The sequence below is a fragment of the Kitasatospora sp. MAA4 genome, assembly GCF_029893355.1.
GTDB lineage: Bacteria > Actinomycetota > Actinomycetes > Streptomycetales > Streptomycetaceae > Kitasatospora.
Map to the genome: position 1 here is coordinate 14,836 of NZ_JARZAI010000014.1, position 24,540 is coordinate 39,375.

The window sequence follows — 24,540 nt, forward strand, 5'->3', positions numbered from 1 at the left end:
CGTCTAGCACACCACAGAGTGCTGGCGCTGCGTCACCCAACGGTAGCAACAAGTGGTAACGGTTCTCCGCGCGCTCCGTGCGGCCAGGACCGACCGGCAGCTCTCCGGTCCGATCAGCCGAGCCGCACCGGCTTCTCGGCGCGGACTCCGGCGGCCTCCAGCCAGGCCCGGAGCGGACCGGCCCGGCCCTGCTCGACCGCCTCGGCGACCGGGCCGGCGAGATCGTTGCGACGGACCCCGCCGAGCAGCAGGACCGGCCCGTCCAGCCAGTCCAGACCGGGGCGGGCACCGGCGCTGTCGACGGCCGCGCAGCACACCAGGGCCGTCACGCAGTCGGCCAGCAGCTCACGGCCGCCGCGCTCGGGCTCCCCCGGCACGGCGGCGGGCGGAGCGGCGGCCAGCGCCAGGGCGAGCTCGTCGCCGCCGCCCTCGGCCAGCCGCCCCAGCAGCTGCACCAGCGTCGGCGCCTGCGCGGCGGCCGGGCCGGGGTGGCGGTCCCGACCGGCGGGCCCGGCAAGCCCGGGCACCGCGAGCCGGTCCAGCGCCTCCTGGAGGGCGGCCGCCTGGAGCCGCCAGCCGCGGTCCACCACCTGCTCCGGGTAGTCCTCCCAGTCCAGGTCGGCCTGACCGCCCGGGACCGGGCCGTGGAAGAGCTCGGCCGCCAGCAGCGAGACCGCCGCGTCCACCGCGCCGGGCTCCTCCAGCAGGTCGCAGGCCGGCCGGTCGCCGAGCCGGCTCTCGTACCCCTCGGCCAGCCGGTCGCGGCGGGCCAGTTCGGTCAGCGCGGAGACCACGCCGGCGTTCAGCTGGGCCGGGCAGCGGCCGAGGCGCCAGGCGGGCCCGGCGACCCGGGTCAGCAGCCGGTCCCAGCCCGCGTAGGCCAGGCCGACCTGGCCCTGGGCGGCGATCCGCAGGCCGTAGTCGACCGCCTTGGCCTGTTCGGAGGCGGCGGCCGCGACCGCCCGCTCCAGCTCGGCGATGTGCTCCCGGCAGGCCTGCAGCAGCCGGCCGGTGATCCGGTCGAGCAGCCGGGCCGACGGCGTGCGGCGGCCGGTGCCGAGCGCGGCGTCCAGCCCCCGGACGAACCGCCGGGCGGCCGCGATCTCCGGGTCGGCGGCGGCCGCGGTGCCCGCCACCACGGGTGCCAGCAGCGCGCGCAGCTCGCCGGCCCGCATCCACCACAGGAACGGCGAACCGATCACCAGGACCGGGGCCGACGGCACCGGCGACTGCGCGCGGACCGGCCGGACCAGGGCGAGCAGCGAGCTCGGCACCGGGTGCGGCTCCTCCAACCAGCTGTCGCAGTCCGGAGTCAGCGCGATCGCGGCGGGTGCGGGCACCCCGAGGCGGTCGGCGAGCTCGTGGATCAGCCGGTAGAGCTCCGGGGCCTCCCGCCGGTGCACCGTGACGGCCGGCGTCTGCGGCGGGACCGCAGAGGCGTGCCGGTGCCCGGCGGCCAGCGCGATCAGGCCGACGACCAGCGCGATCGCGACGACCACCCAGCGGACGGCGTCCCAGGCGGTCCCGTCCGGCGAGCCGGGCGCGCCGATCCGGCCGGTCAGGCGCCCGGCGACCAGCACCACGGCCAGCGCGGCCGGCAGCACCGCGACGGCGCGTGCCAGGCCGCGGATCCGCAGGACGGCGTGGGCACGGGCGCGTGCGTCATCAAGAGTGGCCATCCGGCGCTGCACCCCCTTCGGAGTCGGACTTCGGAGTCGGACGTTCGGAGTCGGACGTTCGGGATCCACACGATCAGTTCAGGTCGCAAGGCGCCGACAACCGATCGCCGCCCGACAACCCGCGTAGTCCTTCTGCCAGTTCTGACGCACGCGGACGAGTGGGTGTTCCAGATCGCCCCGGTTTCCACTCGTCCCGGTGACAGAGCGTGCATTTGGGACCACGGGCCCCGGCTCGCATGCCTGTGCCTGCCGACGACCCGTTCTTGCAGCTTCCCCCCACACGGGCCCGAGCACCCGGCGGCGATCGCGTGGACGCCGGCCGGGTCACGACCCGTGGCACCGCGATTCAGCGCACCCTACGGCCGCCGAGACCGCCGCGTCAGCCCGATGCCACCGCATTCACCCGAAGGGCTGGAATCCGCCCGCCGATCAGGACCCCGCCCCGGCCGCACCCGGCTGCCCGAACGCGCAGGGGCGCTGCGTCCGGTGGGATGACCGGAGGCAGCGCCCCTGTGTGTGTTCGGTTGTGGGGAGTCTCAGCTCTCGGCCTGCTGGCGCGCCGCCTTGAGTGCGATGTCGGTGCGGTGCTGCGAACCGTCCAGGCGGATCTCGGCGACGCCCGCGTAGGCGCGGTCGCGGGCCTGCGCCAGGTCGGCGCCGGTGCCGGTGACCGACAGGACCCGGCCCCCGGCGCTGAGCACCCGGCCCTCCTCGTCGGCCCGGGTGCCGGCGTGCAGCACGAAGACCGTGCCGTCCGCGGCCTCGGCCTTCTCCAGGCCCTCGATCGGGTCGCCGGAGCGCGGCGCGGCCGGGTAGCCCTCGGCGGCCACGACCACGGTCACCGCGGCGCCCTCGTCCCAGCGCAGCGGCTCCAGCGAGGCCAGCGTGCCGTTGGCGGCGGCCAGCAGCACGCCCGCCAGCGGGGTGCGCAGCCGGGCCAGCACCACCTGGGTCTCCGGGTCGCCGAAGCGCGCGTTGAACTCGATCACCCGGGTGCCACGCGAGGTGAGCGCCAGACCGGCGTAGAGCAGGCCGGAGAAGGTGCTGCCGCGCCGGTGCAGCTCGTCCACGGTCGGCTGCAGGACGTTCTCCAGCACCTCCGCGACCAGGCCCTCGGGCGCCCAGGGCAGCGGCGAGTACGCGCCCATGCCGCCGGTGTTGGGGCCCTCGTCGCCGTCCAGCGCGCGCTTGAAGTCCTGCGCGGGCTGCAGCGGGACGACGGTGGTGCCGTCGGTGATCGCGAAGAGCGAGACCTCGGGACCGTCCAGGTACTCCTCGATCACCACCCGGTCGCAGGAGGCGGCATGCGCCAGCGCCTCGGCACGGTCGGAGGTGACCACCACGCCCTTGCCGGCCGCCAGGCCGTCGTCCTTGACCACGTACGGCGCGCCGAAGGCGTCCAGCGCCTCGGCCGCCTCGGCGGGGGTGGTGCAGACGTAGGAGCGCGCGGTCGGCACGCCGGCCGCGGCCATCACGTCCTTGGCGAAGGCCTTGGAGCCCTCCAGTTGGGCAGCCTCGGCCGACGGGCCGAAGACCGGGATGCCGGCCGCGCGCAACGGATCGGCGACCCCCGCGACCAGCGGGGCCTCCGGACCGACCACGACCAGGTCGGCGGCCAACCGCTGCGACAGCGCCAGGACCTGCGCGCCGTCCAGCTGGTCGACCGGGTGGACCGTCGCCACCTGCGCGATCCCGGCGTTACCGGGGGCGCAGTGCAGTTCGGTGACGGCGGGATCTTGGGACAGAGAGCGGCACAGGGCGTGTTCGCGGGCGCCGCCGCCGATGACGAGGACCTTCACGGTTGGCAAGGGTAGTCGGTGGCTCGTTCCCGCTGGTCCACCGGGCTGTCCGAACCTCCAGCCGAAGCCCGGAAATCCGCTCCGGTCTTCGTAGCTTCGGCTGATCCGAGGATCGGGTCAGCCTCACGGCACACCGGCCGCTCCCTCGGAAGAGTGAAATCCCGCCGACTTCCGCACCGCGCTCACCTTGGGTTCATGACGCCATTTCGCGTAACGATCATTGGGGAAGCGACCACACGCTCAGCCATTTGGCGGTAAGAAGTGCTGTTGGATAGCCAGCAGTGCCAGCAGCAGCCCCCGCAGCAGCCGGGCCCGTCCGAGCGGTCGGACCTGTCCGATGCAGTCAGGCCCGTCAAGGGAGCCCCACAGGTGAGCCAGCCCGAAATGCAGCCCGAGGAGAGTCCCTGGGGCAAGGACGTCGGCGAGGAGGACCAGTCCACCACGACGGCCGCCGTCGGCCGGGACCGCGCCGCCACCCGCCGCCGCGCCGACCTGAGCGCCCGCCAGTTCCCCCTCGGGGACTGGGGTGAGCCCGCCGAGCGCCTGGAAGAGCTCTACCGCTGGTCGGAGGAGCGGGCCGTCGAGGCGATCGACTGGTACCGCCGCGACCGGATCTGGAAGCGCCGCCTGGCGCGGCTGTTCCGGTTCGGCGCGGTCGGCTTCGGCGTGGCCGGCGTCACCCTGCCGCTGGTCTCGCTGACCGGGGTCTGGGACCGGGCCGACGGCTGGGGCTACGTCGGCCTCGCGCTGGCGGCCGGCTGCCTGGCCACCGACCGGGCCTTCGGCCTCAGCTCGGGCTGGATGCGGGACGTCAGCACCGCGCAGGCGCTGCAACGCCGCCTGGAGGCGTTCCAGTTCGACTGGGCCTCGGAGTGCGTGCGCGAGGTGCTCGGCCCCACCGAGGGAACCGCCGGCGAGGCCGCCGAGCGCTGCCTCGGCGTGCTGCGCCGGTTCTGCGAGGACGTCTCGGACATGGTCCGCAGCGAGACCTCGGAGTGGATGCTGGAGTTCCGGGCCCGGATGACCCAGCTGCCGACCCAGGCCCCGGGGGCGTGGGGCGGCCGCAACGAGATCGTCTCGGGAGCGCAGGTGCGGGTGCTGCCGGCGCCCGGGACCCGGCCCACCATGCCGCGCCAGCGGCCGCCGGAGGGCCCGCTGCGCTGACCCGCGGCGCTCTCTCAGGCGAAGACGACCATCGAGCCCTGGGTCAGGCTGCGGGTCGCCGCCGCGTACAGCCCGGCCCAGGCGTGCCGCTCGCGGGCGTACGGATGCACGTCGTCCAGCGGCGGGGCGAACGGCTGCTCCAGGCCGGTCGGCGCGAGCGGCCTGGTCGGCCGCGGCGGGTCCATCGGGTCGAGGCCCAGCACCGGGGCCACCTGCTGGAGCTCGCGCAGCAGCCCGTACGAGGAGCCGAGCGGGCCGCCCGAGGACAGCAGCGCCTCGTCGACCAGCGGGATCTCGAACTCGATCGGGACGTAGGCCCCCGCGTGGTCGAAGTGCCAGACCAGGTGCGAGTGCTCGGCGGTGCTCTCGAACATCTCCAGCAGCTGCTCGTAGTCGCCGCCCAGCGCGTCCACCGGGGTGATCTGGAAGCCGGTGCGGTGCAGCAGGTAGGCCCGGCGCAGGAAGTGCAGCGAGTCGTAGTCGAAGGCCGCTATCGGCTCGACCTCGCCGGTGATCCCCGGGGCGTACTCGAACACCGGCACCTGGGGCAGGCCGCTGGCGACCAGCGCCGCGTTGTAGACCGTGAGGTCCTCACGGAACGGGTTCTCGGGGCTGTGGCTCAGAACGTCCACAAGCGGAACGAGCCAGAGGTCGCAGGCCACGGACCAGCGCTTCCTCTCCGTTGGCGGGCGGGTGTCGGCAGGTTGTCGCCCGGTCGGCCGACAACCCGATCCACCCTACCGGCCCAGTGGACCGTACGGGGAGGGCAGCAGTGACCGGGGCTGCGGCAGCGGGCCGGAGGCCGGCTCACCGGTCAGCAGCGGCAGCACCGAGACGCTCTCCAGCGGCTCGCCGGTCAGCGCCGCCAGCAGCCGCACGGTGGCCAGGTTGGAGTCGTTCACCAGCGTTCGCACCCCGGGCAGGTCCCGGGCCTCGATCAGGTCGACCAGCTCGCCGTGCCGGGCCCAGCTCACCCCGGCCAGGTTCTCGCGGGCCCGCAGGTAGGGCGCCGCGAACATCCAGGACTGGACCCGCAGCCAGTCCAGGTAGTCGGCGATCCGCCGGTTCTCCAGGAAGAGGGAGAGCTCCTGCCAGAACCGCCGGTCGCAGCCGACCAGCACGTCCAGCTGCCCGGTCCGGGCCGCCCGCGCGGCCGCGTCGGCCCGGCGGCGCAGCGACGGCAGCCTGGACCAGTCGTAGCCGCTGGCCCGCGTCGCCAGCTGGCGGAAGGCGCTGTCGGTGAGCAGCGCCCGGGCCTCGAAGATCTCCAGGAAGTCGGACCAGCCCAGCACCGGGACGGTGAAGCCGCGGTGGTGCTCGGTGCGCAGCAGACCCTGCGCCGCCAGGTCGACCATCGCCTCGCGGGCGGGGGTGGCGGAGACGCCGTACAGCTCGGCGATCTCCTTCACGGTGAAGTTGCTGCCCGCCGCCAGCCGTCCGGCCATCATCTCCTCGCGCAGCGCCCCCGCGATCTGCTCGCGAAGGCTGTTGCGCTGGATCGGAAAGCGTCCGAGACCGGTACTGACCATGGGCACGACCTCCTCAGGCGCTGGGCGGGCGGGGTGGAGGGGTCATCTTCTCAAACCTGTGAAGATCACGCACACATCCACCGCCGCCTTCCGTTCGACCCGAGGCGGGAGGGCTCAGCGCTGGACCGGAGCGGGGATGCCGAGCAGGCGGTCCCGGTGCACCGGGAACTCCGCACGGGCTTTGGCGACCTCCGTCGGATCGAAGTCCACGGTCAGCACCTGCTCCCCCGCGCCGGCCTCGGCCAGCACCCGGCCCCACGGGTCCACCACCAGGCTGTGGCCCGCCTGTTCGACGCCGCCGTGCGTCCCCGCGGCGTTGCAGGCCAGCACGTACGCCTGCTCCTCCACCGCCCGCGCCCGGGCCAGCAGCGTCCAGTGCTCGCGGCGGCGCTCGGGCCAGGAGGCCGGCACCACCAGCAGCTCGGCCCCGGCGTCCAGCAGGGCCCGGAACAGCTCGGGGAAGCGCAGGTCGTAGCAGGTCGCCAGGCCCAGCACGCCGAAGTCCGAGGCGGCCGTCACGATCTCCTGACCGGCGCCCATGGTGACCGCCTCGCCGCTGTCGAAGCCGAAGCGGTGGATCTTGCGGTACGTGCGCACCAGCTCGCCGTCCGGCGAGAAGAGCAGCGAGGTGTTGTAGATCGGCCCGTCCGGGTCGCGCTCGACGATGGAGCCCGCATGCAGCCAGACTCCGGTGGCCCGAGCGGCCGTTGACATCGCGTCAGCGGTCGGCCCGTCCAGCGGCTCGGCCCCCGCGGACCAGGCCGCGTCGGCGAAGGCGCCCAGCCCCCAGAGCTCCGGCAGGACCACCAGGTCGGCGGCCTCCTGGGCACGGATCAGCGCTACCGCCCGGGCGCGGCGCTCGGACATCGGTTCGGCGTCCGAGACGGAGAGTTGGATCAATGAGGCGCGCACATTACCACCGTCCACGACAAGAGGCCTACGATCGTCACCCGAAAGCGCTGCTCTGCTCTCCCCGGCAGCGTAACGTGCGGTTAGCGCGTGCGCCCGGAAGCCGGGATTCCCGTCTTCACCTGTCCTGGGCGTGCGAGTAGGCAGCTGACGGAGGACCGGAGAACACCCGTGACCGACAATCAGGCCGTGCAGGCCTACACCGATGCGTGGACGCAGTCGATCGAGGCCATATCGGAACTCGTCGCACCGCTGCCCGGCGACGCCTGGAACCGGGCCACCGAGCTTCCGGGCTGGTCGGTCCGGGACATCGTCTCGCATGTGATCGCGATCGAGTCCGAGCTGCTCGGCGACCCGCGTCCGATCCACTCGCTCCCCAGCGACCTGCGGCACGTCAAGGACGAGCTGTCCCGCTACTACGAACTCCCGGTCGACAAGCGGCGCTGCCACACCACCCCCGAGATGACCGGGGAGCTGGACTACGTGATCATCCGGCGCTCGCGCGCCCTGCGCACCGCCAGGACCGAGGCGACCGAGATGGTGCGCTGGCCGGCCGGCCCGTTCTCCTACGACGTCCCGTACCACCAGCTGCTGCGGCTGCGGGTCTTCGACGTCTGGGTGCACGAGCAGGACCTGCGCCGCACCCTGCGCACCCCCGGCAACCTGGCCTCGCCGGGCGCCGCGGTCACCCGCGACGTGCTGGTGGGCGGCCTGCCCAAGGTGGTCGCCAAGCTGGCCGGCGCTCCCGCAGGCAGCACCGTCGCCTTCGACGTCACCGGCCCGCTGGAGTTCCTGCGCACCGTCCGGGTGGACGACACCGGGCACGCCTCGGTCGACGGCCAGGTCACCCTGGGCCCCGACGTGCAGTTCACCCTCGACTGGGAGACCTACCTGCGCCTGGCCACCGGCCGCGTCCGGCCGGAGGCGGTGGCGGGCTCGGTCCGTGCCGACGGCGACACCGAGCTGGCCGAGCGCATCCTGGCCAACTTCTCGGTGACGCCCTGACGCCCTGCCATCCTGACTTCTCAGCACGACACGCCGACGGGGCGTTACAACCCTTTTGGCGTACACGTACGACCGCGCGCCGGGCGAGCACTCCTCGCACACCCGCGCGGTCGTGCGGTGCCAGTACCGCAGGCGTTCGACGTCGTTGATCCGGACACATCCCATTCCTAGAGAAAGTGGGGGTGCCCGAGATGGACGACGTCGGCATGGTGCTGATGAGAACGAGCTTCCCGGTGACGGGGCAGCCGATCCGGGTGGTGATGATCGCGGGAGACCCGTGGTTCGCCACCACGGACGTCTGCCGGATCCTCGGCCGAGGCAACCCGAGCCGGGCCAGCAAGCTGGTCGCGGAGAGTGAGACCACTACCGTCGACTTGAGGCGGGCAACCCTTACTTCAAGTAAGGGTTGGGGCATTTCCGCAGGTGGTCTGCCCTACACCAACAACAACCCCCTCCTGAACGTGGTCAGCGAGGCGGGCCTCTACACCTTGATCATGAGGTCGAAGAAGCCCTCCGCCGCCCCCTTCCAGGAGTGGGTCACCAGCGACCTCCTCCCCTCCATCCGGCGCGGCGACACCGACATCCCGACGCAGCGGCAGCGGATGGCGGAAACCCTCGCGGAGGCGATCGGACAGCAGATCCAGATCGTCGCCGAGATCGATCGCGACGGCTCGCCCGGCATCCACGTGCGCTCCGACGGGACCGTGCACTGTCGGCACGGCGAGATGGAGTTCCACGTGCCGGGGCGCGCGGAGGACAGCGGTCCGCCGTTCGGGGCGTACTTCCAGTGCCCGAGCGTGGAGCTTGTTGGCATCCGGGGTGGCAAGGCCATACCGCGCTGCGGGAAGCTCAAGCTGGTCGAGCTGATCCGGCGGATGTCCGCCGAACCGGCCACCGACCAGACCGTTCCGGAGCCGGAGCCCGAGCCGTTGGTCTCGACCGGCCTGATGCTGGTCGAACTCGGTGAGGCGAGGATCCACGGGAGCCCGCAGCAGGTCGCCGAGCTGATGCGGTACATGGCTGCGTGAATGAACGCGGTAACCCTCGTCTGAAACGAGGGTTACCGCGTTTCCACAGCTCAGAAACCCTTCACCTTCCCCCGCAGCCGCAGAATCATCGCCATCCCGACCAGCATCGGCACGTACATCCAGCAGAACGCCACCCGGTACGCCCCCGCCGAGTACGTCGCGCCGGTGCCCGGGGAGAGGGCGTCCAGCAGGACGCCGATCCCGAGGAGGGTGATCACCATGGCGATGAAGCCGCCCATGTTCGCGATGCCCGACGCCGTGCCGAGGCGCTCGGCGGGGTTGTACGAGCGGGCGTAGTCGAGGCCGACCAGTGAGGCCGGGCCGTTGCTCCCCATCACGATCAGCAGCAGCACCAGCAGCCAGAACGGCGGGTGTCCGCCCGGCCAGGCCAGCGCCGCGGCCCAGCAGCAGCCGGTGGCCGTGATCACCGTGAGGACGATCGGCATCCGGGCCCGCGCCGAGCGGGCCAGCAGCCGTCCGATGAGCAGCGAGAAGAACATCGTGCTGAAGACCAGCACGGTCAGCATCGCGCCCGCGTCGGCCCGGCTCATGCCCTGGCCCTCCACCAGGTACGGCAGGCCCCAGAGCAGCGAGAACGCACCGGCCGGGAAGGCGGTGGTGAAGTGCACCCACATGCCCAGCCGGGTGCCGGGCTCGCGCCAGGAGCTCCTGATCTGGGCCCGTACGGGCACCCGGACCGGTGCCGCCGGCTGCGCAACCACCGCCGTCCCCGGCGCCTCGCGCAGCAGCAGCGCGACGAGCGCGAAGCCACCGACGCCGAGCAGGGCGACGGCGGCGAAGGTGGGCGTCCAGCCCTCGGAGTGCAGGGCCTGCGCCAGCACCACGGTGGTCACCAGGTTGCCGACCATCCCGGCCAGCCCGGTGAGCTGCATGACCAGCGCGTTCCGGGCGGCCGGGAACCAGCGGGCGGCGACCCGCAGGACGCTGATGAAGGTCATCGCGTCCCCGCAGCCCAGCACCGCGCGCGAGACCAGCGCGGGCCCGAAGGCGGAGCTGAACGCGAACGCCAGTTGGCCGACGCTGAGCAGCGTGATGCCCAGCATCAGGACCCGGCGCGGCCCGAACCGGTCGACCATCAGGCCGACCGGTATCTGCATGGCCACGTAGACCAGGACCTGGAGGATCGAGAAGGTCGAAAGTGCCGAGGCTCCCACCCCGAACCGCTGGGCGGCGTCCAGTCCGGCCACCCCGAGGCTGGTGCGGTGGATCACCGCGAGGACGTAGACGCTGACGCCGATGGCCCAGGCGAACCACGCGGCGCGCCCGCCGGGAGGCCCGGCCGCCGGATCAGCCGCCGGATCGGCGGCCGCCGGCGGCACCGCGGTCGGGGCCGCTGAGGTGCGGGGACCAGGGACGGACGGGGAGCGGGTGGCACTGGCTGGGTCCACGGGCATAGTGCGCCCAGACTAGTCATCCCACCTATTGATCGCACACATCGGGTTTTCCGGATGCCCGCGAACTCCCCTTCATCCCTTCAGCACCCAGCGCACCGTGCGCGTCATGTGCTGGTCCCGGAACGCCTCGTCCCGCACCCAGTCCGTGGTGTCCCGCACGGTCGCGGTCACCGCCACGCGTTGGCCGGGCGCCAGCGCCAGCGAGCCGGGGTCGAACCAGGTCCGGTCCTCGGACTGCGGGTCCACCGTCCGCCCGTCGACCTTCCACTCCACCTGGAGCTGGCGCGGGCCGGTCAGCGGGAGCGGGCTGACGGAGAGCCGGGGGCGGCCCGTGACGTCGCCGGGGGCGGGCGAGGCGCCGTCCGTCGGGGAGAGCCGGCGGTAGATCTGCTCGATGATCGCCTCGCGCGAGGGCAGGTTGTAGCTGCCGCCCAGGGTGCGCATCACGGAGTCGGCGGTCGGGCGGTAGATGCCGTTGGCGCTGCGGTAGGCCCCGACCGTCCCGCCGCCGTCCGGCGACTGCGCGCCGAGCCAGCGCCACCACTTGAGGTGGTCCCGCTGCATCACGTCGGCGCCCTGGGTGGAGAGGTTGGGGTAGTCGGCGTCGTTCGGGGCGCTGTCGTACTCGTCCCCGAGATCACCCACGGTGTGCCCTATCTCGTGCTGGATGATCCGCCCGGCGTCCGAGCTGCCGCCCGAGAGGGTGGTCACCCCCGTCCCCCCGGCGCCGCCGTACTCGGTGGAGTTGGCCAGCGCGATCAGGTACTGCGGCCCCTCGCCCTCGCCCGCGTACCGGGCGGTCGCCGCCTCGTCCGCGCAGAGCAGCCGCGCGGTGCCCTCGCACCAGAAGTGCATGCCGAGCGGGGTGCTGGGCTTGCGGTTCTTGGTGTCGCTCTCCGCGATCCCGGAGACCGGGGAGATCACCTCGACCCGCCTTATGTTGAAGTAGCCCTGGTAGGTCCGGAACGGCTCGATGTCCATCAGCGCGCGCCAGGACTGGTCGGCCTGCTGCCGGAACAGGTCCTGCTGGCTCTCGGTGTAGCCGTCGCCGAGCAGGACCAGGGTGATCCGGTTGGCCGGGTCGCCGGTCCGGCGTATGTCGACCGTCGGGGCCGCTCCCACGCTGCGCAGGTGCGCCGAGACGACGCCCGAGCGCTCGTGCGGCGGCACCGCCCGGTCGGTGGCCGCTCCGGCCGACGGGCCGATGACGGCGAACGGCGCCGGACCGGCCACTTCCAGGGCGGCCGGCAGCACGGCTGCCGCGAGCAGGACGAGTGCGGCCAGACTCCGGATGAGACGGCCAGGGTTGCCAGGCGTCATACGGACGGGTCCTCGGTGCTCCGGTCACCCGGCGGGCGCTCGGGTGGGGGTCGCGAACACGTACCCCGCCCCGACCGACTAACCGACTTCCTGTCGAACATCTCACCGGACTGGCGCAACGGATCACCCGGCCGGCCTCACCCGCGTCGCGGCCACCAGCCGCGCAGCACCAGGTGGGTGCCCACCCCGAGCAGCAGGCCCCAGAAGGCCGCGCCGATGCCGAACAGCGACATCCCCGAGGCGGTGGCCAGGAAGGTCACCACCGCGGCGTCCCGTCCCTGCTCGTCGGCGACCGCGGCGGCCAGGCTGCCCTGGAAGGACCCGAGCAGGGCCACCCCCGCGACCACCGCGACCAGCGCGCCCGGCAGGCCGGTGAAGAGGCTCACCAGCACCCCGCCGAAGCTGCCGACCAGCAGGTAGAACAGGCCGGTGGCCATCCCCGCGACATAGCGGCGGCGCGGATCGGGGTGGCTCTCGGGGCTGGTGCAGATCGCGGCCGTGATCGCGGCGATGTTGATGCCGGGCGAGCCGAAGGGGGCCAGCAGGACCGACGCCGCGCCGGTCGCGCCGATCAGCAGCCGGTCGTCGGGCTGGTAGCCGGAGGACCGCAGCACGCCGAGCCCGGGGGCGTTCTGCGAGGCCAGCGCGACGATGGTGAGCGGCAGCGCGAGTCCGACCAGCGCCGCCGGATCGAAGCCGGGCGCGGTCACCACCGGGTGCGCGAAGCCGCCGTGCCCCAGGTGCAGCGGGAGCCCGACGGTGAGCGCGGCGGCCAGGCCGCCGGTCAGCAGCGCGATCGGGACGGCGTAGCGCGGGAGCAGCCGCTTGGCGAGCAGGAAGGCCGCAAGGGCCGACAGCACCACGGCCGGCGCGGTGTGCAGCGCGGTGAAGACATCGGTGCCGAAGCTGAACAGGATGCCGGCCAGCATCGCGTTCACCACGCCGGTCGGCACCGTCCGGATCAGCCGTCCGAACAGTCCGGTGACTCCGAGCAGTGCCACGACCACGCCACTGACCAGGAATGCACCGATCGCCGATGGGTAGGAGTACGAACCAAGGCTGGTGACGAGCAGTGCCGCACCAGGCGTCGACCAGGCGGTGATCACCGGCGTCCTGGTGTACCAGCTGAGCAGCAGCGAGGTCAGCCCGCTGCCGATCGCGACGGCCCATATCCAGGACACCGTGTGCGCCTGGTCGAGCCGTCCGGCGGCAGCGGCAGCGAGCACCACCACCAGCGGTCCGGAGAAGCAGACGACGATGGCGATCATCCCGGCCAGCACCGCGGGGAGCGAGACGTCCCGGCGCAGCGCGTACGCGTGCAGGACCTGCGTCCCATCGGAGTGGGAGGTGGTCTGGAGGGTGCCCGGTTCTGCCACCTGAGCAGTATTCAGGAAGGCTCGACAACCGGCTCGAAAATAATCTGATCCCACCTGCAACCCCCGGAGGGGATGCACGTCCATACAGATGAAGGCAGGTAGAGCGAGACCGGCAGGGGCCGGGGGGACATTCGAGAACCGGCCACCTTCACTCCAAGCACTCGTCAGCACCAGGCCCTAAGGAAACACGTCATGCGAGCGTCCGTTACCTCCGCCTTCGCGAAGAACATCCCCTCCGCCCTCCCGCGCCGCGCCCTGGCCACCGCGGCGGCCGCGCTGCTCATCAGCGCCGCCGTTCCGCTCCTCCCGGGCGGCACGGCCGCCGCCTACGCCTGCGGGGACGCGTCCGCGTCGGCGGCCGGTGGGCATGTGGTGAGCTCCGGCGAGGGCGGGTTCATCCCCGTCGTCCCCGACAGCATCACCGCCGGGGGTCCCGCGATCGAGGTGGGCGAGGAGGTCGGCCCGGTCGCCGGGAGCGCCGGCGGGCTGATCGCCCCGGACCTCGCGTTCTACAACCCCGACGGGGGCCAGCCGGGCGGGGCCGCCCTGCGGCCCGCGGACTTCACCGTCCAGGCGATGGTCGCCGGCCAGTGGAAGACGCTGCCGGTGCTGCCCGGCTGCGACCCGACCATCCACGCCGACACCTCCTCGGTCGCCCAGCAGGTCGCGGCAGGTCACGCCATGCGGGTCGAGTTCCGGATCGCGCTCTCGGCCGCCGCGCCGAGCAGCCAGACGCAGATCCTGATGTTCTCCAGCCCGGACGCCTACGGCCGGCCCATGTCGCACACGCTCAAGGTGCTGCGGGCCGCCTCCCCGAGCGCAAAGCCCGCCGCCGCGGTCGCCGCGAGCCCGGCCGCCGCGCAGCCGACGCCCCCCGCCACCGCGGCTCCGCGGCTCGCCACCACCGCTTCCGACAGCCCGGCCGCGCCGCTGTTCGGCGCCGGCGGTGCCCTGGTCGTGCTCGGTGCCGGCGCCTTCGTCCTCGGCCGGCGGCGCCGCTCCACCCACCGGTAGGCGCCGCTCCGCCCACCGGTAACGGAGAAGGGCCCCATCCTCCGGGCGGGGGATGGGGCCCTTCGGCCGTTCAGCGGGGCGTCAGCCCCAGGTGATCAGGCGCTTGGGACGCTCCAGGATGGCCGCGACGTCGGCCAGCACCTTGGAGCCCAGCTCGCCGTCGACCATCCGGTGGTCGAAGGAGAGCGCCAGCGTGGTGACCTGGCGGGGCACCACCTTGCCCTTGTGCACCCAGGGCAGCTCCCGGACCGCGCCGAAGGCCAGGATGGCGGCCTCGCCGGGGTTCAGGATCGGGGTCCCGGTGTCGACGCCGAAGACGCCGACGTTGGTGATGGTGACCGTGCCGCCCTGCATGTCGGCGGGCGAGGTCTTGCCCTGGCGCGCGGTGTCGATCAGCGAACCGAGCTCGACCGCGAGACCGGACAGGGTCAGCGCGCCCGCGTTCTTGATGTTCGGCACGATCAGGCCGCGCGGGGTCGCCGCGGCGATCCCGAGGTTGACCTGGCCCTTGAGGACGATCTCCTGGTTGGGCTCGTCCCAGCTGGCGTTGATCTCCGGGTGCCGCTTGAACGCGGTGAGCAGCGCCTTGGCGACCAGCAGCAGCGGGCTGACCCGCACCCCCGCGCCCAGTTCGCCGGTCTCCTTGAGCGTGCGGACCAGCTTCATCGTGCGGGTGACGTCGACCTGGACGAACTCGGTGACGTGCGGCGCGGTGAAGGCGGAGGCCACCATCGCCTGCGCGGTGGCCTTGCGGACGCCCTTGACGGGGATCCGCTGGTCGGCGCCGGTGGCGAGCACGGGGGCCTCCACCGAGGCGGCGACCGGGGCCGGCGTCTCGACCACGGCCGGCGCGGCCGGGGCCGCGGCGGCGTGGACGTCCTCGCGGGTGATGATCCCGTCCGGACCGGTGGGCCGGACGGCCCGCAGGTCGATGCCGAGGTCCTTGGCCAGCTTGCGGACCGGCGGCTTCGCCAGCGGCCGCTCGCCCGTCTCGACGACCGGGGCGGCCGTCTGGGCCACGGCGACCGGCGCGACAGAAGCCGCGACCGGAGCCGCCACGGCAGCCGCGGCGGGCGCGACCGTCCGGCGGGCCCGGCGCTGCACGGCGCCGGTGCGCGGCCCGTACCCGACCAGCACCTCGCGGCGGGCCGGCTCGGCGGCCTCCTCGGCTGCCGGAGCAGCCGCGGGGACGGGAGCGGGCGCCGCGGCCGGCGCGGCGGCCGGTGCCGGAGCGGCGCCGAGGACCGCGACCGAGATGATCGCGGTGCCGACGTCGACCGTCGACCCCTCGGGGAAGAACAGCGACTCGACCGTCCCGTTGAAGGGGATCGGCAGCTCGACGGCCGCCTTCGCCGTCTCGACCTCGCAGACGACCTGGCCGTCTGTCACGGTGTCGCCCGGCTGGACGTACCACTTGAGGATCTCGGCCTCGGTCAGCCCCTCGCCGACGTCGGGCATCCTGAATTCACGGAGCGAACGAACTTCGGTGGTCATCGCCACTCCCTCTCAGTACGCCAGCGCGCGGTCGACGGCGTCCAGCACCCGGTCCAGGTCGGGCAGGTACTGCTCCTCGACCCGGGACGGCGGGTACGGCGCGTGGTAGCCGCCGACCCGCAGGACCGGCGCCTCCAGGTGGTAGAAGCACCGCTCGGTGAGCCGGGCGGCGAGTTCCGCGCCCATGCCCATGAAGACCGGTGCCTCGTGCACCACGACGGCCCGCCCGGTGCGCTTGACCGACGCCTCCAGGGTGTCGAAGTCGACGGGCGAGAGCGAACGCAGGTCGACGACCTCCAGGTGCCGGCCGTCCTCCTCGGCGGCCGCGGCCACCTCCAGGCAGACCTTGACCATCGGGCCGTACGCCAGCAGCGTCAGGTCGGTGCCCGACCGGACCACCTTCGCGGTGTGCAGGTCCAGCGCCGGGGCGGCACTGATCTCGGCCTTGTCCCAGTAGCGGGCCTTCGGCTCCAGGAAGATCACCGGGTCGTCGGACTCGACCGACTGGCGCAGCATCCAGTACGCGTCGTCCGGGTTGGACGGCGTGACCACCCGCAGACCGGCGGTGTGCGCGAAGTACGCCTCGTGCGACTCGCTGTGGTGCTCGACGGCGCCGATTCCACCCGCGTAGGGGATCCGGATCGTGATCGGCATCTTGACGTGGCCCAGTGCACGGGCGTGCATCTTGGCCAGCTGGGTGACGATCTGGTCGAAGGCCGGGTAGACGAAGCCGTCGAACTGGATCTCCACGATCGGCCGGTAGCCGCGCAGCGCGAGGCCGATCGCGGTGCCGACGATGCCGGACTCGGCGAGCGGGGTGTCGATCACCCGGTCCTCGCCGAAGTCCTTCTGCAGGCCGTCGGTGACGCGGAAGACGCCACCCAGCTTTCCGACGTCCTCACCCATGATCAGGGTCTTGGGGTCGGTCTCGAGGCAGTGGCGCAAGCCTTCGTTGATGGCTTTCGACATGGTGAGCTTGGACATGATCGGACTACTCCCCGCCCTCGAAAGACTCCGCATACGCGACGTACTCGGCCCGCTCCTCGGTCACCAAGGCATGCGGCTCGGCGTACACGTGGTCGAAGATCAGGGTCGGATCCGGGTCGGGCATCGAGCGGACGCCCTCGCGCACCCGCAGGCCGAGGGTCTCGCTCTCGGCGTCGATCGCCGCGAAGAAGTCCTCGTCGGCCAGGCCCTCACGCTCCAGGTGCGCCTTGAGCCGGGAGATCGGGTCCTTGGCACGCCAGGACTCGGTCTCCTCGGCCGCGCGGTAGCGGGTCGGGTCGTCGGAGGTGGTGTGCGCACCCATCCGGTAGGTGAAGGCCTCGATCAGCACCGGGCCGCCGCCGTTGCGGGCGCGGTCCAGCGCCCAGCGGGTGACCGCCAGGCAGGCGAGCACGTCGTTGCCGTCCACCCGGACGCCGGGGAAGCCGAAGCCGGAGGCGCGGCGGTAGAGCGGGATCTTCGTCTGGTTGGTGGTGGGCTCGGAGATCGCCCACTGGTTGTTCTGGCAGAAGAAGACCACCGGGGCGTTGTAGACCGAGGCGAAGGTGAAGGCCTCGTTGACGTCGCCCTGGCTGGAGGCGCCGTCGCCGAAGTAGGCGATCACGGCGTCCTCGGCGCTGTCCTTGGTGATGCCCATCGCGTAGCCGGTCGCGTGCAGGGTCTGCGAGCCGATCACGATCGTGTACAGGTGGAAGTTCTTCTCGTTCGGGTCCCAACCGCCGTGGTTGACCCCGCGGAACATCCCGAGCAGGTTGAGCGGGTCCACCCCGCGGCACCAGGCCACGCCGTGCTCGCGGTAGGTGGGGAAGGCGTAGTCGTTCTCCCGCATCGCGCGGCCGCTGCCGACCTGGGCCGCCTCCTGGCCGAGCAGCGAGGCCCACAGGCCCAGCTCGCCCTGCCGCTGGAGCGCGGTCGCCTCGGCGTCGAACCGCCGGACCAGCACCAGGTCCCGGTAGAGCGAGCGCAGCTCGTCCGCCTCGATGACCAGCGGGTAGTCCGGGTTCTCGACCCGTTCGCCTTCGGGGGTGAGCAGCTGAATCAGCTCGGCCGGGGCGTCCTTCCCCGCGTGGAGGTTGTCAGGGACGCCGGGGGCGGCCTTCTTGCGCGCCCTCGCCGTGCTTTTGACGGTCACGTTTACTCCTCGGTCTGTCCGGCCGCCCGGGGTCGCCGGTGACCGGTCCGGTCACCGCCTCGCACAGTGCGCAGGGTGGGCGCACCGACTACGGGGCTGGTGGTGATCCTTTTCCGACGGCGTCTCACCAGAACGTTACCCAGCGGGCGCTCGTGTCGCGCCTGAATGAGGACGTCCTAGTTGTTCCGACCTGGGTGTGGGTCGGGCCGGGCTCGAACCTCGCTCCGGCGGTGCCGTACAGGACACCTGCGCACGCTATCCGGGCAGCGCGTTTCGCGTAAGGGGGTGGATCAGACAGATTGTGTGGGCGCCCGGTGCGGGCGATAGGCCTTCTCTATGACCATATGGGAGCCTTTACCGGTGACTGGAAACGGACAAATCAGGGTTTTCCTGCTAGATGATCATGAGGTGGTCCGGCGAGGGGTTCACGAATTGCTCACCGTTGAGGACGACATCGAGGTGGTCGGCGAGGCCGGCACCGCCGCCGAGGCGATCACCCGGATCCCCGCCGTCCACCCCGACGTGGCGGTACTCGACGTCCGGCTGCCCGACGGGAACGGCGTGGAGGTCTGCCGCGAGATCCGCTCGCAGCACCCCGACATCCGGTGCCTGATGCTCACCTCCTTCTCGGACGACGAGGCGCTCTTCGACGCGATCATGGCCGGGGCCTCGGGGTACGTCCTCAAGGCGATCCGCGGCAGCGACCTGCTCTCCGCCGTACGGGACGTGGCGGCCGGCAAGTCGCTGCTCGACCCGGTGGCGACCGGGCGCGTCCTGGAGCGGCTGCGGCAGGGCGGCGAGAAGGAGGACGAGCGGCTCGCCCAGCTCACCAAGCAGGAGCGCCGGATCCTGGAACTGATCGGCGAGGGGATGACCAACCGGCAGATCGGCAGCGAACTGCACCTGGCCGAGAAGACCGTCAAGAACTACGTGTCCAGTCTGCTCGCGAAACTCGGCATGGAGCGCCGCACCCAGGCCGCCGCCTACGTCGCCCGGCTGGGCGCGGAACAGAACCGGTGACCCGTCCGCCCCACTGATCACTTGCGGCACGGTCCGCGCAGGGCCGGACAGTTCACGCTCCGTCATCGACGGTGAAGATCAGACTGATGATCATAAGCAGGCATTTTCGAGCATCCGGGCCGCGTTCGGCGCCCGTCGCTACGATGACCGAGCGTGACAGAGAGTCAGTTCACCTCCACAGCAGTCGTACTGGAGGGACCGGATGCCACCGCTCCACCCGTCGGGACGATGAGCCCGCCGGTTTCGCGGTTCGTACTCGCCCGAGTGTTGCGCGGCTACCGCGCCGGGCGGCTGATCGAGGCGCAGCCGGTCGCCGAGGGTCTGCTCAACCGGGGCTACCGGGTGACCAGCAGCGCCGGCGTCTACTTCCTCAAGTGCTACGTCGACCGCGCCACCGCGACCCTGCCCGCGATCACCGCCCAGCACCGGGCGACCACCGCGCTGTACGCCCGCGGACTGCCGATCGCGCCGCCGCTGGCCGGCCGGGACGGGCAGACCGTCACCGACTGTGACGGGCGGCGGTTCGCGCTCTTTCCCTGGGTACCGGGCGCGCACCGCACCGGATCCGAGCTCGAGCTGCTGGAGTGCGAGGAGCTCGGCGCGCTGCTCGGCCGGCTGCACGGCGCACTCGCCCGGGTCTGCGCCCCCGTTGTGCAACCGTCCAGGCAGCCGACGGCCGACCCCCGGGCCACCGCCGCCCTGCTCGGCGAGCTGCTGGAGCTGGCCCGACGGCACCGCCCGTACGGCCCGTTCGACCGGCTCGCCGAACGCCGGCTGACCGAGCGCGCCGCCCTGCTGGAGGCGTACGGCCACCGGCGGCCCGCGCCGGAGGCCGCCGGGCCGGCCGGCTGGGTGCACGGCGACTTCCACGGCCTCAACCTGCTGCACCGGGACGGGCGGGTGGTCGCGGTGCTGGACTGGGACCGGCTGGGCGTCCGGCCACGCGGCGAGGAGGTGGTCCGGGCCGCCACTCTGATCTTCAACGACCCGGTGACCGGCGAACTCGACCTCGCCCGGGTCCGCCGCTACGCCCGCGGCTACCGCGAGGCCGCCGGCGCGCCGGCCGAGGAGCTGGCGGCGGCGGCGCACCGGGTCTGGTGGGAGCGGCTCAACGACTTCTGGATGCTGCAGTGGCGCTACCAGCGCGCCGACCAGCGCGCCGACCAGCTCTTCCCGGCCGCCGCCGCACAGACGGTGTGGTGGTGCCAGGAGTACGAACAGGTGCTGGACGCGTTCGTGAACTGAGGGCTGCCGCTACGGGACGGACAGCGGCGGGGAGGCGTGGCTCGTGGGGGGCACGGGCTTTTCCGAGGTCGACGCGGAAGACGCCGGGTTCGACGCGGGAGAGCTGGCCGACGACGACGCCGACTCCGAGGCCGACGAGGACGCGGAAGCCGACGAGGAGGCCGAAGCCGAGGACGACGCCGAGGCGGACGCCGAGGCCGAACGGGACGGCCGCGTGTAGCTGTTCGACGGGGTCTGCGGCGGGTAGTCGCCGCTCGACTGGGTCGGGACGTGCGTGCGGGCCGGGCTCGGCGACGGCGTCACCGACGGCGTCTCGGTCGACTGGTCCGTCGACGGGTCGACCGGCGCGGTGGACTGCGTCGGGGTCGTCGGCGAGTTGGAGCTGTTGTTCACCGCCATGGCGATGCCGACCCCGCCGCCCGCCACCAGCAGCAGGCCGACCACCCAGGCCAGCGCCGTGCGCCGGCGGCGCGGCGGCTCGTCGTAGCCGTCGTCGTGACCGCCGCCGTGCCCGTTGTGCCCGTTGTAGCCGTTCTGCCCGCCGGAGCCGCCGTGGCCGCCCGAGCCGTACCCGCCCTGGCCGTAGCCGCCGGAGCCGGAGTCCGCCCCCTGGTAGTCCGCCCCCTGGTAGGGCGCGGCCGGCGTGCCGAACGCCGCGGTGGGCGCACCGTAGGGCAGCACGGTGGTCGCGTCGGACGGGTTCTGGGCCATCCCGAACGCCTCGGTGACCGCCGTCCCGTCACTCGGCGTGCCCTGGTAGCCCGGGTACCCGCCGCCGAGGGTGCCGCCGGCAGCGCCGTGCATCTCGCGCAGCGCGTGCTGGAGGTGCGCGCGGAACTCGTCCGCGCTCTGGAACCGGTCGTCCGGGCTCTTGGCCAGCGAACGCAGCACCAGCGCGTCGAACTGCTGCGGCACCCGCGCGTTCACCCGGGACGGCGGTACCGGCGCGTCCTGGACGTGCTGGTAGACCACCGCGAGCGGGGTGTCGCCGGTGAACGGCGGGCGCAGCGTCAGCAGCTCGTAGAGCATGCAGCCGGCCGCGTACAGGTCGGAGCGGTGGTCCACCGGCTTGCCGAGCGCCTGCTCGGGCGAGAGGTACTGCGGGGTGCCCATCACCATGCCGGTCTGAGTCATGGTGCTGGCCGCGCCGGTGAGCGCCCGGGCGATGCCGAAGTCCATCACCTTGACCGCGCCCGAGGTCGTGATGATCACGTTGGCGGGCTTGATGTCGCGGTGCACGATGCCGTGCCGGTGGCTGTAGTCCAGCGCCTCCAGCACCCCGGCGATGATGATCAGCGCCTGGTCGACCGGCGGCGCCTCCTCGTCCACCAGCAGCTCGCGGACGGTGCGGCCCTCGACCAGCTCCATCACGATGTACGGGGTGGACTCGCCGCCGAGGAAGTCCTCGCCGGTGTCGTAGACAGCGACGATCGAGTGGTGGTTGAGCCCCGCGACGGAATGAGCCTCCCGGGTGAACCGCAGCCGGGCCACCTCGTCCTGGGCCAGCTCGGGGCGCAGCAGCTTGACCGCGACGGTCCGGCCCAGCCGGACGTCCTGCGCGGCCAGCACCTCGGCCATGCCGCCGCGGCCGAGCCGGTGGGTCAGCCGGTAGCGGCCGTCGCCGAGGGTGCCGAGCGCGGCGGCGGTGCCGCGGCTCGGGGTGGCCGGGCCCTCGGCCGCGGGGGCCTGGCCCGCCGCGCGGGCGGCCGTGGTCTCGTCGGGTGAGGAGGCGCCGCGGTCCCGGTCGGGGAAGCGGGGCGTCTCGCGGGTGGCGTCGTTCTGCTCCGGCTCCTGGCCGGTGCCGGAGGCGAGGTGGTCTCCCTCGCCGTCGCCCGGCTGCTGCGTCTGTGCCATTACTCCTCGCCCCGGGCCGACGCTCTCGTCGCGGTCGCCCATTCGATTCACTTCACCAGAACGCTACCGCCTCGGGCACCCGGGCGCGGAATGCGTCACAGGACGGGCGGGAGCCCTCCGGACCCCGGGGAGAGCGGCGCGACGACCGCCGCGGGCCGCGGCGCGCTGCCGTACGTGCCGCCGTCGGTGCTGTTGGTGTTGGTGGTCTTGCTCGCCACGATCGCGATGATGATCGCGACCAGCACGATGAGGCCGATGATCACACCGATGATCACCAGCGCGGTCGAGCACCCGTTGGTGCCGCTGGGCGCCACCGGGCGCTGCGGCGCGTACGGCCCGGCCTGCTGCATCGGCGGCGGAGTGTGCGCCTGCTGCTGCTGCGGGAAGGCGGACGGCGGCGTCTGGTACTGCGGCGGCGGGGTCTGGTAGCCCTGCTGGAAGCGCGGCGGCGGGGTCTGCTGGACGAACGCCGGCGGCGGGGTCTGCGGACCGTACGCCGGCGGCGCCTGGGTCGGCTGGTACGGCTGCTGGACCTGCGGCTGCGGCGTCCGGATGTCGCCGCCGACCTGCGGGAAGTTGGTCAGCGAGTGCGCGGCGTGCGCGGCCCGCGGGCCCTCGCCGATCACCAGCGGCGTGCTGGCCATCAGCGGCGTGCCGCCCTCGGTGGCCGCACCGCCGGCGACCCGCTCGACCTCCTCGCGCATCGTCTCGGCGGTCGGGAACCGGTGTCCCGGGTCCTTGCGCAGCGCGCGGGCGACCAGTGCGTCCACCGCCGGCGGGACCGCCCGGTTGAGGCTGGACGGCGCCGGCGGCTCCTCCTGGACGTGCTTGTACGCGATCGAGAACGGCGAGTCGCCGTCGAACGGCAGCTGGCCGGTGAGCAGCTCGAAGAGCATGCAGCCCACCGAGTAGAGGTCGGAGCGGGCGTCCACGCTCTTGCCCAGCGCCTGCTCGGGCGACAGGTACTGCGGGGTGCCGACCACCATGCCGGTCTGGGTCATCGACGTCACACCGGACTGCATGGCCCGGGCGATGCCGAAGTCCATCACCTTGACGATGCCCTTGGTGTTGACCATGACGTTGCCGGGCTTGATGTCGCGGTGCACCAGGCCCTGGTCGTGCGAGGTGTCCAGGGCGGCCAGCACCGCGGCGGTGATCTTCAGCGCCTGCTCGGTGGGCATCGCGCCGTGCTCGGCGATCGCCTGGTTCAGCACGTCGCGCAGCGAGGGGCCCTCGACGTACTCCATGACGATGTACGGCGTGGTCGCACCGTCCGTCGCGACCTCCTCGCCGCTGTCGAAGACCGAGACGATGTTGGTGTGCTGCAGCCGGGCCACCGCCTGCGCCTCGCGGCGGAACCGCTCGCGGAAGGACTGCTCGCGGCCCAGCTCGGTGTGCAGTGTCTTCACCGCCACCTGACGGTCCAGCACCGTGTCGTACGCCAGGTGGACGGACGCCATGCCGCCCTGGCCCAGCAGGTGCTGGAGGACGTACCTGCCGTTGCCCAGCGAGTGCTGTTCCTGCGGCTGGCCGTGACCCGTGCTGCCGTCCTCGCTCATCGTCCTCTGCTTCCCCCTCGGCACGGCCGAACACCGCTGCCGCGACGTGGTTGATCGGATGCCCTGTCAGATGGCCTGTCAGGTGATCTGTCGGGTGGCCCGTCGAAAAGTCCGCCGGACCGGCCCCCCGTGGACCGGACCGCCGCACAGCCTGCCGAACGGCTCGTCAGAGCCGCCCGCACCGACCCCGCCGACCGGGCCGACCCGGCCGGCGGCCGGTATCGGCCGTCGACAGGGGCCAGGGTATCGGCACCGCGCCCCGACGGGCGGTGCAGGGGCGGCCGGGCCCGCGTCCGGCGGTGGCACGCGGGGTCCTCCAGGTACGGACGGTTGTGCGGGGCCGCCGGTTCCGGCGACAGGCCCTAAAGGTAGGGGCCGGACCGCATGCTGTGGCCGTCGTCCGGATCGTCGAAGTCGTGGTCGGCCGGCTGACTGCCGGGCGGCAACGCGCGACGCATCTGCTCCAGCTGCGCCCGGGCCGCCATCTGCTGGGCGAAGAGCGCGGTCTGGATGCCGTGGAAGAGGCCCTCCAGCCAGCCGACCAACTGGGCCTGCGCGATCCGCAGCTCGGCCTCAGTGGGGATGGTGTCGTCCATGAACGGCAGCGACAGCCGCTCCAGCTCCTCGACCAGCTCCGGCGCCAGGCCGAGCTCCAACTCCTTGATGGAGCTGGCGTGGATGGCCTTCAGCCGGACCCGGCTGGCCTCGTCGAGAGGAGCCGCCCGCACCTCTTCGAGCAGCTGCTTGATCATGCTGCCGATCCGCATCACCTTGGCCGGCTGCTCGACCATCTCGGTCACCGGGAGTTCGCGCGGACCGCCCTCGTCACCGGACCGTCCGAAGGCCCGGCCACCGCCTCCCGGGGCACTGCCGACCGCCATACCGTCCGGGCCCACGATCAGTACCTGCTGCGGCCCGTCCTTCGACGGTCCGGTCGATCCCATCGATCCCTGATACGGCTCGTACTCCGGCCGTTCGTCCAGCGGCTTCGTC

At 72.7% G+C, this 24,540-nt stretch carries 20 protein-coding genes; 6 read left to right on the forward strand and 14 right to left on the reverse strand.

What is annotated here, in order from left to right; translation table 11 throughout:
* Positions 1 to 113 precede the first annotated feature (113 nt).
* Complete coding sequence (locus tag P3T37_RS19565; RefSeq protein WP_280725020.1) at positions 114 to 1,679, reverse strand: hypothetical protein; 1,566 nt, start codon at positions 1,677 to 1,679, stop codon at positions 114 to 116.
* A 536-nt stretch (positions 1,680 to 2,215) separates the two neighbouring features.
* Positions 2,216 to 3,478 (reverse strand): phosphoribosylamine--glycine ligase, encoded by a 1,263-nt coding sequence (purD, locus tag P3T37_RS19570; protein ID WP_280725021.1) that lies wholly within the window; start codon positions 3,476 to 3,478, stop codon positions 2,216 to 2,218.
* A gap of 369 nt (positions 3,479 to 3,847) precedes the next feature.
* On the opposite strand from purD, the gene P3T37_RS19575 reads away from it, so the two are divergent.
* Positions 3,848 to 4,642, forward strand: a complete 795-nt coding sequence (locus tag P3T37_RS19575; RefSeq protein ID WP_280725022.1) for an SLATT domain-containing protein — start codon at positions 3,848 to 3,850, stop codon at positions 4,640 to 4,642.
* A gap of 14 nt (positions 4,643 to 4,656) precedes the next feature.
* On the opposite strand, the gene P3T37_RS19580 is transcribed toward P3T37_RS19575, so the two are convergent.
* From P3T37_RS19580 to P3T37_RS19590, 3 genes are all read right to left on the reverse strand, one after another.
* The gene (locus P3T37_RS19580) at positions 4,657 to 5,304 is read right to left on the reverse strand and encodes a hypothetical protein (RefSeq protein ID WP_280725023.1); all 648 of its coding nucleotides are present in this window, start codon (positions 5,302 to 5,304) and stop codon (positions 4,657 to 4,659) included.
* Between the two features lie 75 nt (positions 5,305 to 5,379).
* Positions 5,380 to 6,171, reverse strand: coding sequence for a GntR family transcriptional regulator (locus P3T37_RS19585; RefSeq protein ID WP_280725024.1), 792 nt, complete (start codon positions 6,169 to 6,171; stop codon positions 5,380 to 5,382).
* Positions 6,172 to 6,285: 114 nt separating this feature from the next.
* Positions 6,286 to 7,083 carry a carbon-nitrogen family hydrolase gene (locus P3T37_RS19590; RefSeq protein WP_280725025.1) on the reverse strand — a complete coding sequence of 266 codons (798 nt, stop codon included), beginning with the start codon at positions 7,081 to 7,083 and terminating at the stop codon, positions 6,286 to 6,288.
* 168 nt (positions 7,084 to 7,251) lie between these two features.
* Here P3T37_RS19590 and P3T37_RS19595 point away from each other — a divergent pair, with 168 nt between their 5' ends.
* Entirely contained in the window at positions 7,252 to 8,085 is an 834-nt protein-coding gene (locus P3T37_RS19595; RefSeq protein WP_280725026.1) for a maleylpyruvate isomerase family mycothiol-dependent enzyme, read from the forward strand.
* 191 nt (positions 8,086 to 8,276) lie between these two features.
* On the forward strand, positions 8,277 to 9,113 hold the full coding sequence (locus P3T37_RS19600) for a Bro-N domain-containing protein (RefSeq protein ID WP_280725198.1): 837 nt from the start codon (positions 8,277 to 8,279) through the stop codon (positions 9,111 to 9,113).
* A 50-nt stretch (positions 9,114 to 9,163) separates the two neighbouring features.
* Here P3T37_RS19600 and P3T37_RS19605 read toward each other — a convergent pair whose 3' ends face one another.
* From P3T37_RS19605 to P3T37_RS19615, 3 genes are all read right to left on the reverse strand, one after another.
* Positions 9,164 to 10,522, reverse strand: coding sequence for an MFS transporter (locus tag P3T37_RS19605; RefSeq protein ID WP_280725027.1), 1,359 nt, complete (start codon positions 10,520 to 10,522; stop codon positions 9,164 to 9,166).
* Between the two features lie 78 nt (positions 10,523 to 10,600).
* Entirely contained in the window at positions 10,601 to 11,848 is a 1,248-nt protein-coding gene (locus tag P3T37_RS19610; protein WP_280725028.1) for a M64 family metallopeptidase, read from the reverse strand.
* Between the two features lie 137 nt (positions 11,849 to 11,985).
* Positions 11,986 to 13,224 (reverse strand): benzoate/H(+) symporter BenE family transporter, encoded by a 1,239-nt coding sequence (locus P3T37_RS19615; protein ID WP_348533258.1) that lies wholly within the window; start codon positions 13,222 to 13,224, stop codon positions 11,986 to 11,988.
* A gap of 192 nt (positions 13,225 to 13,416) precedes the next feature.
* Between P3T37_RS19615 and P3T37_RS19620 the strand changes: the two genes are divergently transcribed.
* The gene (locus tag P3T37_RS19620; protein ID WP_280725029.1) at positions 13,417 to 14,238 is read left to right on the forward strand and encodes a hypothetical protein; all 822 of its coding nucleotides are present in this window, start codon (positions 13,417 to 13,419) and stop codon (positions 14,236 to 14,238) included.
* Between the two features lie 81 nt (positions 14,239 to 14,319).
* On the opposite strand, the gene P3T37_RS19625 is transcribed toward P3T37_RS19620, so the two are convergent.
* Genes P3T37_RS19625 through pdhA form a run of 3 tightly spaced genes read right to left on the reverse strand, consistent with a single transcriptional unit; the run spans position 14,320 to position 17,869 of the window.
* Entirely contained in the window at positions 14,320 to 15,732 is a 1,413-nt protein-coding gene (locus tag P3T37_RS19625; RefSeq protein ID WP_280725030.1) for a dihydrolipoamide acetyltransferase family protein, read from the reverse strand.
* Positions 15,733 to 15,744: 12 nt separating this feature from the next.
* Positions 15,745 to 16,716, reverse strand: a complete 972-nt coding sequence (locus tag P3T37_RS19630; RefSeq protein ID WP_280725031.1) for an alpha-ketoacid dehydrogenase subunit beta — start codon at positions 16,714 to 16,716, stop codon at positions 15,745 to 15,747.
* A gap of 7 nt (positions 16,717 to 16,723) precedes the next feature.
* A complete protein-coding gene (gene pdhA / locus P3T37_RS19635) occupies positions 16,724 to 17,869 on the reverse strand; it encodes a pyruvate dehydrogenase (acetyl-transferring) E1 component subunit alpha (RefSeq protein WP_280725032.1) in 1,146 nt (381 codons plus the stop codon).
* Positions 17,870 to 18,229: 360 nt separating this feature from the next.
* Between pdhA and P3T37_RS19640 the strand changes: the two genes are divergently transcribed.
* Entirely contained in the window at positions 18,230 to 18,889 is a 660-nt protein-coding gene (locus P3T37_RS19640; protein WP_280725034.1) for a response regulator transcription factor, read from the forward strand.
* Positions 18,890 to 19,042: 153 nt separating this feature from the next.
* Positions 19,043 to 20,134 (forward strand): phosphotransferase, encoded by a 1,092-nt coding sequence (locus P3T37_RS19645; protein ID WP_348533259.1) that lies wholly within the window; start codon positions 19,043 to 19,045, stop codon positions 20,132 to 20,134.
* Positions 20,135 to 20,143: 9 nt separating this feature from the next.
* Here P3T37_RS19645 and P3T37_RS19650 read toward each other — a convergent pair whose 3' ends face one another.
* From P3T37_RS19650 to P3T37_RS19660, 3 genes are all read right to left on the reverse strand, one after another.
* Complete coding sequence (locus tag P3T37_RS19650) at positions 20,144 to 21,988, reverse strand: protein kinase (protein ID WP_280725035.1); 1,845 nt, start codon at positions 21,986 to 21,988, stop codon at positions 20,144 to 20,146.
* Positions 21,989 to 22,083: 95 nt separating this feature from the next.
* A complete protein-coding gene (locus tag P3T37_RS19655) occupies positions 22,084 to 23,547 on the reverse strand; it encodes a protein kinase (RefSeq protein ID WP_280725036.1) in 1,464 nt (487 codons plus the stop codon).
* Between the two features lie 362 nt (positions 23,548 to 23,909).
* On the reverse strand, positions 23,910 to 24,491 hold the full coding sequence (locus tag P3T37_RS19660) for a bacterial proteasome activator family protein (RefSeq protein ID WP_280725201.1): 582 nt from the start codon (positions 24,489 to 24,491) through the stop codon (positions 23,910 to 23,912).
* Positions 24,492 to 24,540: the final 49 nt, after the last annotated feature.

Bases quoted from the DNA above. Each gene is read 5' to 3' on its own strand.
- P3T37_RS19565 (WP_280725020.1), bottom strand. From the start codon at position 1,679: ATGGCCACTCTTGATGACGCACGCGCCCGTGCCCACGCCGTCCTGCGG.
- P3T37_RS19585 (WP_280725024.1), bottom strand. From the start codon at position 6,171: ATGGTCAGTACCGGTCTCGGACGCTTTCCGATCCAGCGCAACAGCCTT.
- P3T37_RS19600 (WP_280725198.1), top strand. From the start codon at position 8,277: ATGGACGACGTCGGCATGGTGCTGATGAGAACGAGCTTCCCGGTGACG.
- P3T37_RS19610 (WP_280725028.1), bottom strand. From the start codon at position 11,848: ATGACGCCTGGCAACCCTGGCCGTCTCATCCGGAGTCTGGCCGCACTC.
- P3T37_RS19620 (WP_280725029.1), top strand. From the start codon at position 13,417: ATGCGAGCGTCCGTTACCTCCGCCTTCGCGAAGAACATCCCCTCCGCC.
- P3T37_RS19625 (WP_280725030.1), bottom strand. From the start codon at position 15,732: ATGACCACCGAAGTTCGTTCGCTCCGTGAATTCAGGATGCCCGACGTC.
- P3T37_RS19630 (WP_280725031.1), bottom strand. From the start codon at position 16,716: ATGTCCAAGCTCACCATGTCGAAAGCCATCAACGAAGGCTTGCGCCAC.
- P3T37_RS19650 (WP_280725035.1), bottom strand. From the start codon at position 21,988: ATGGCACAGACGCAGCAGCCGGGCGACGGCGAGGGAGACCACCTCGCC.
- P3T37_RS19655 (WP_280725036.1), bottom strand. From the start codon at position 23,547: ATGAGCGAGGACGGCAGCACGGGTCACGGCCAGCCGCAGGAACAGCAC.
- P3T37_RS19660 (WP_280725201.1), bottom strand. From the start codon at position 24,491: ATGGGATCGACCGGACCGTCGAAGGACGGGCCGCAGCAGGTACTGATC.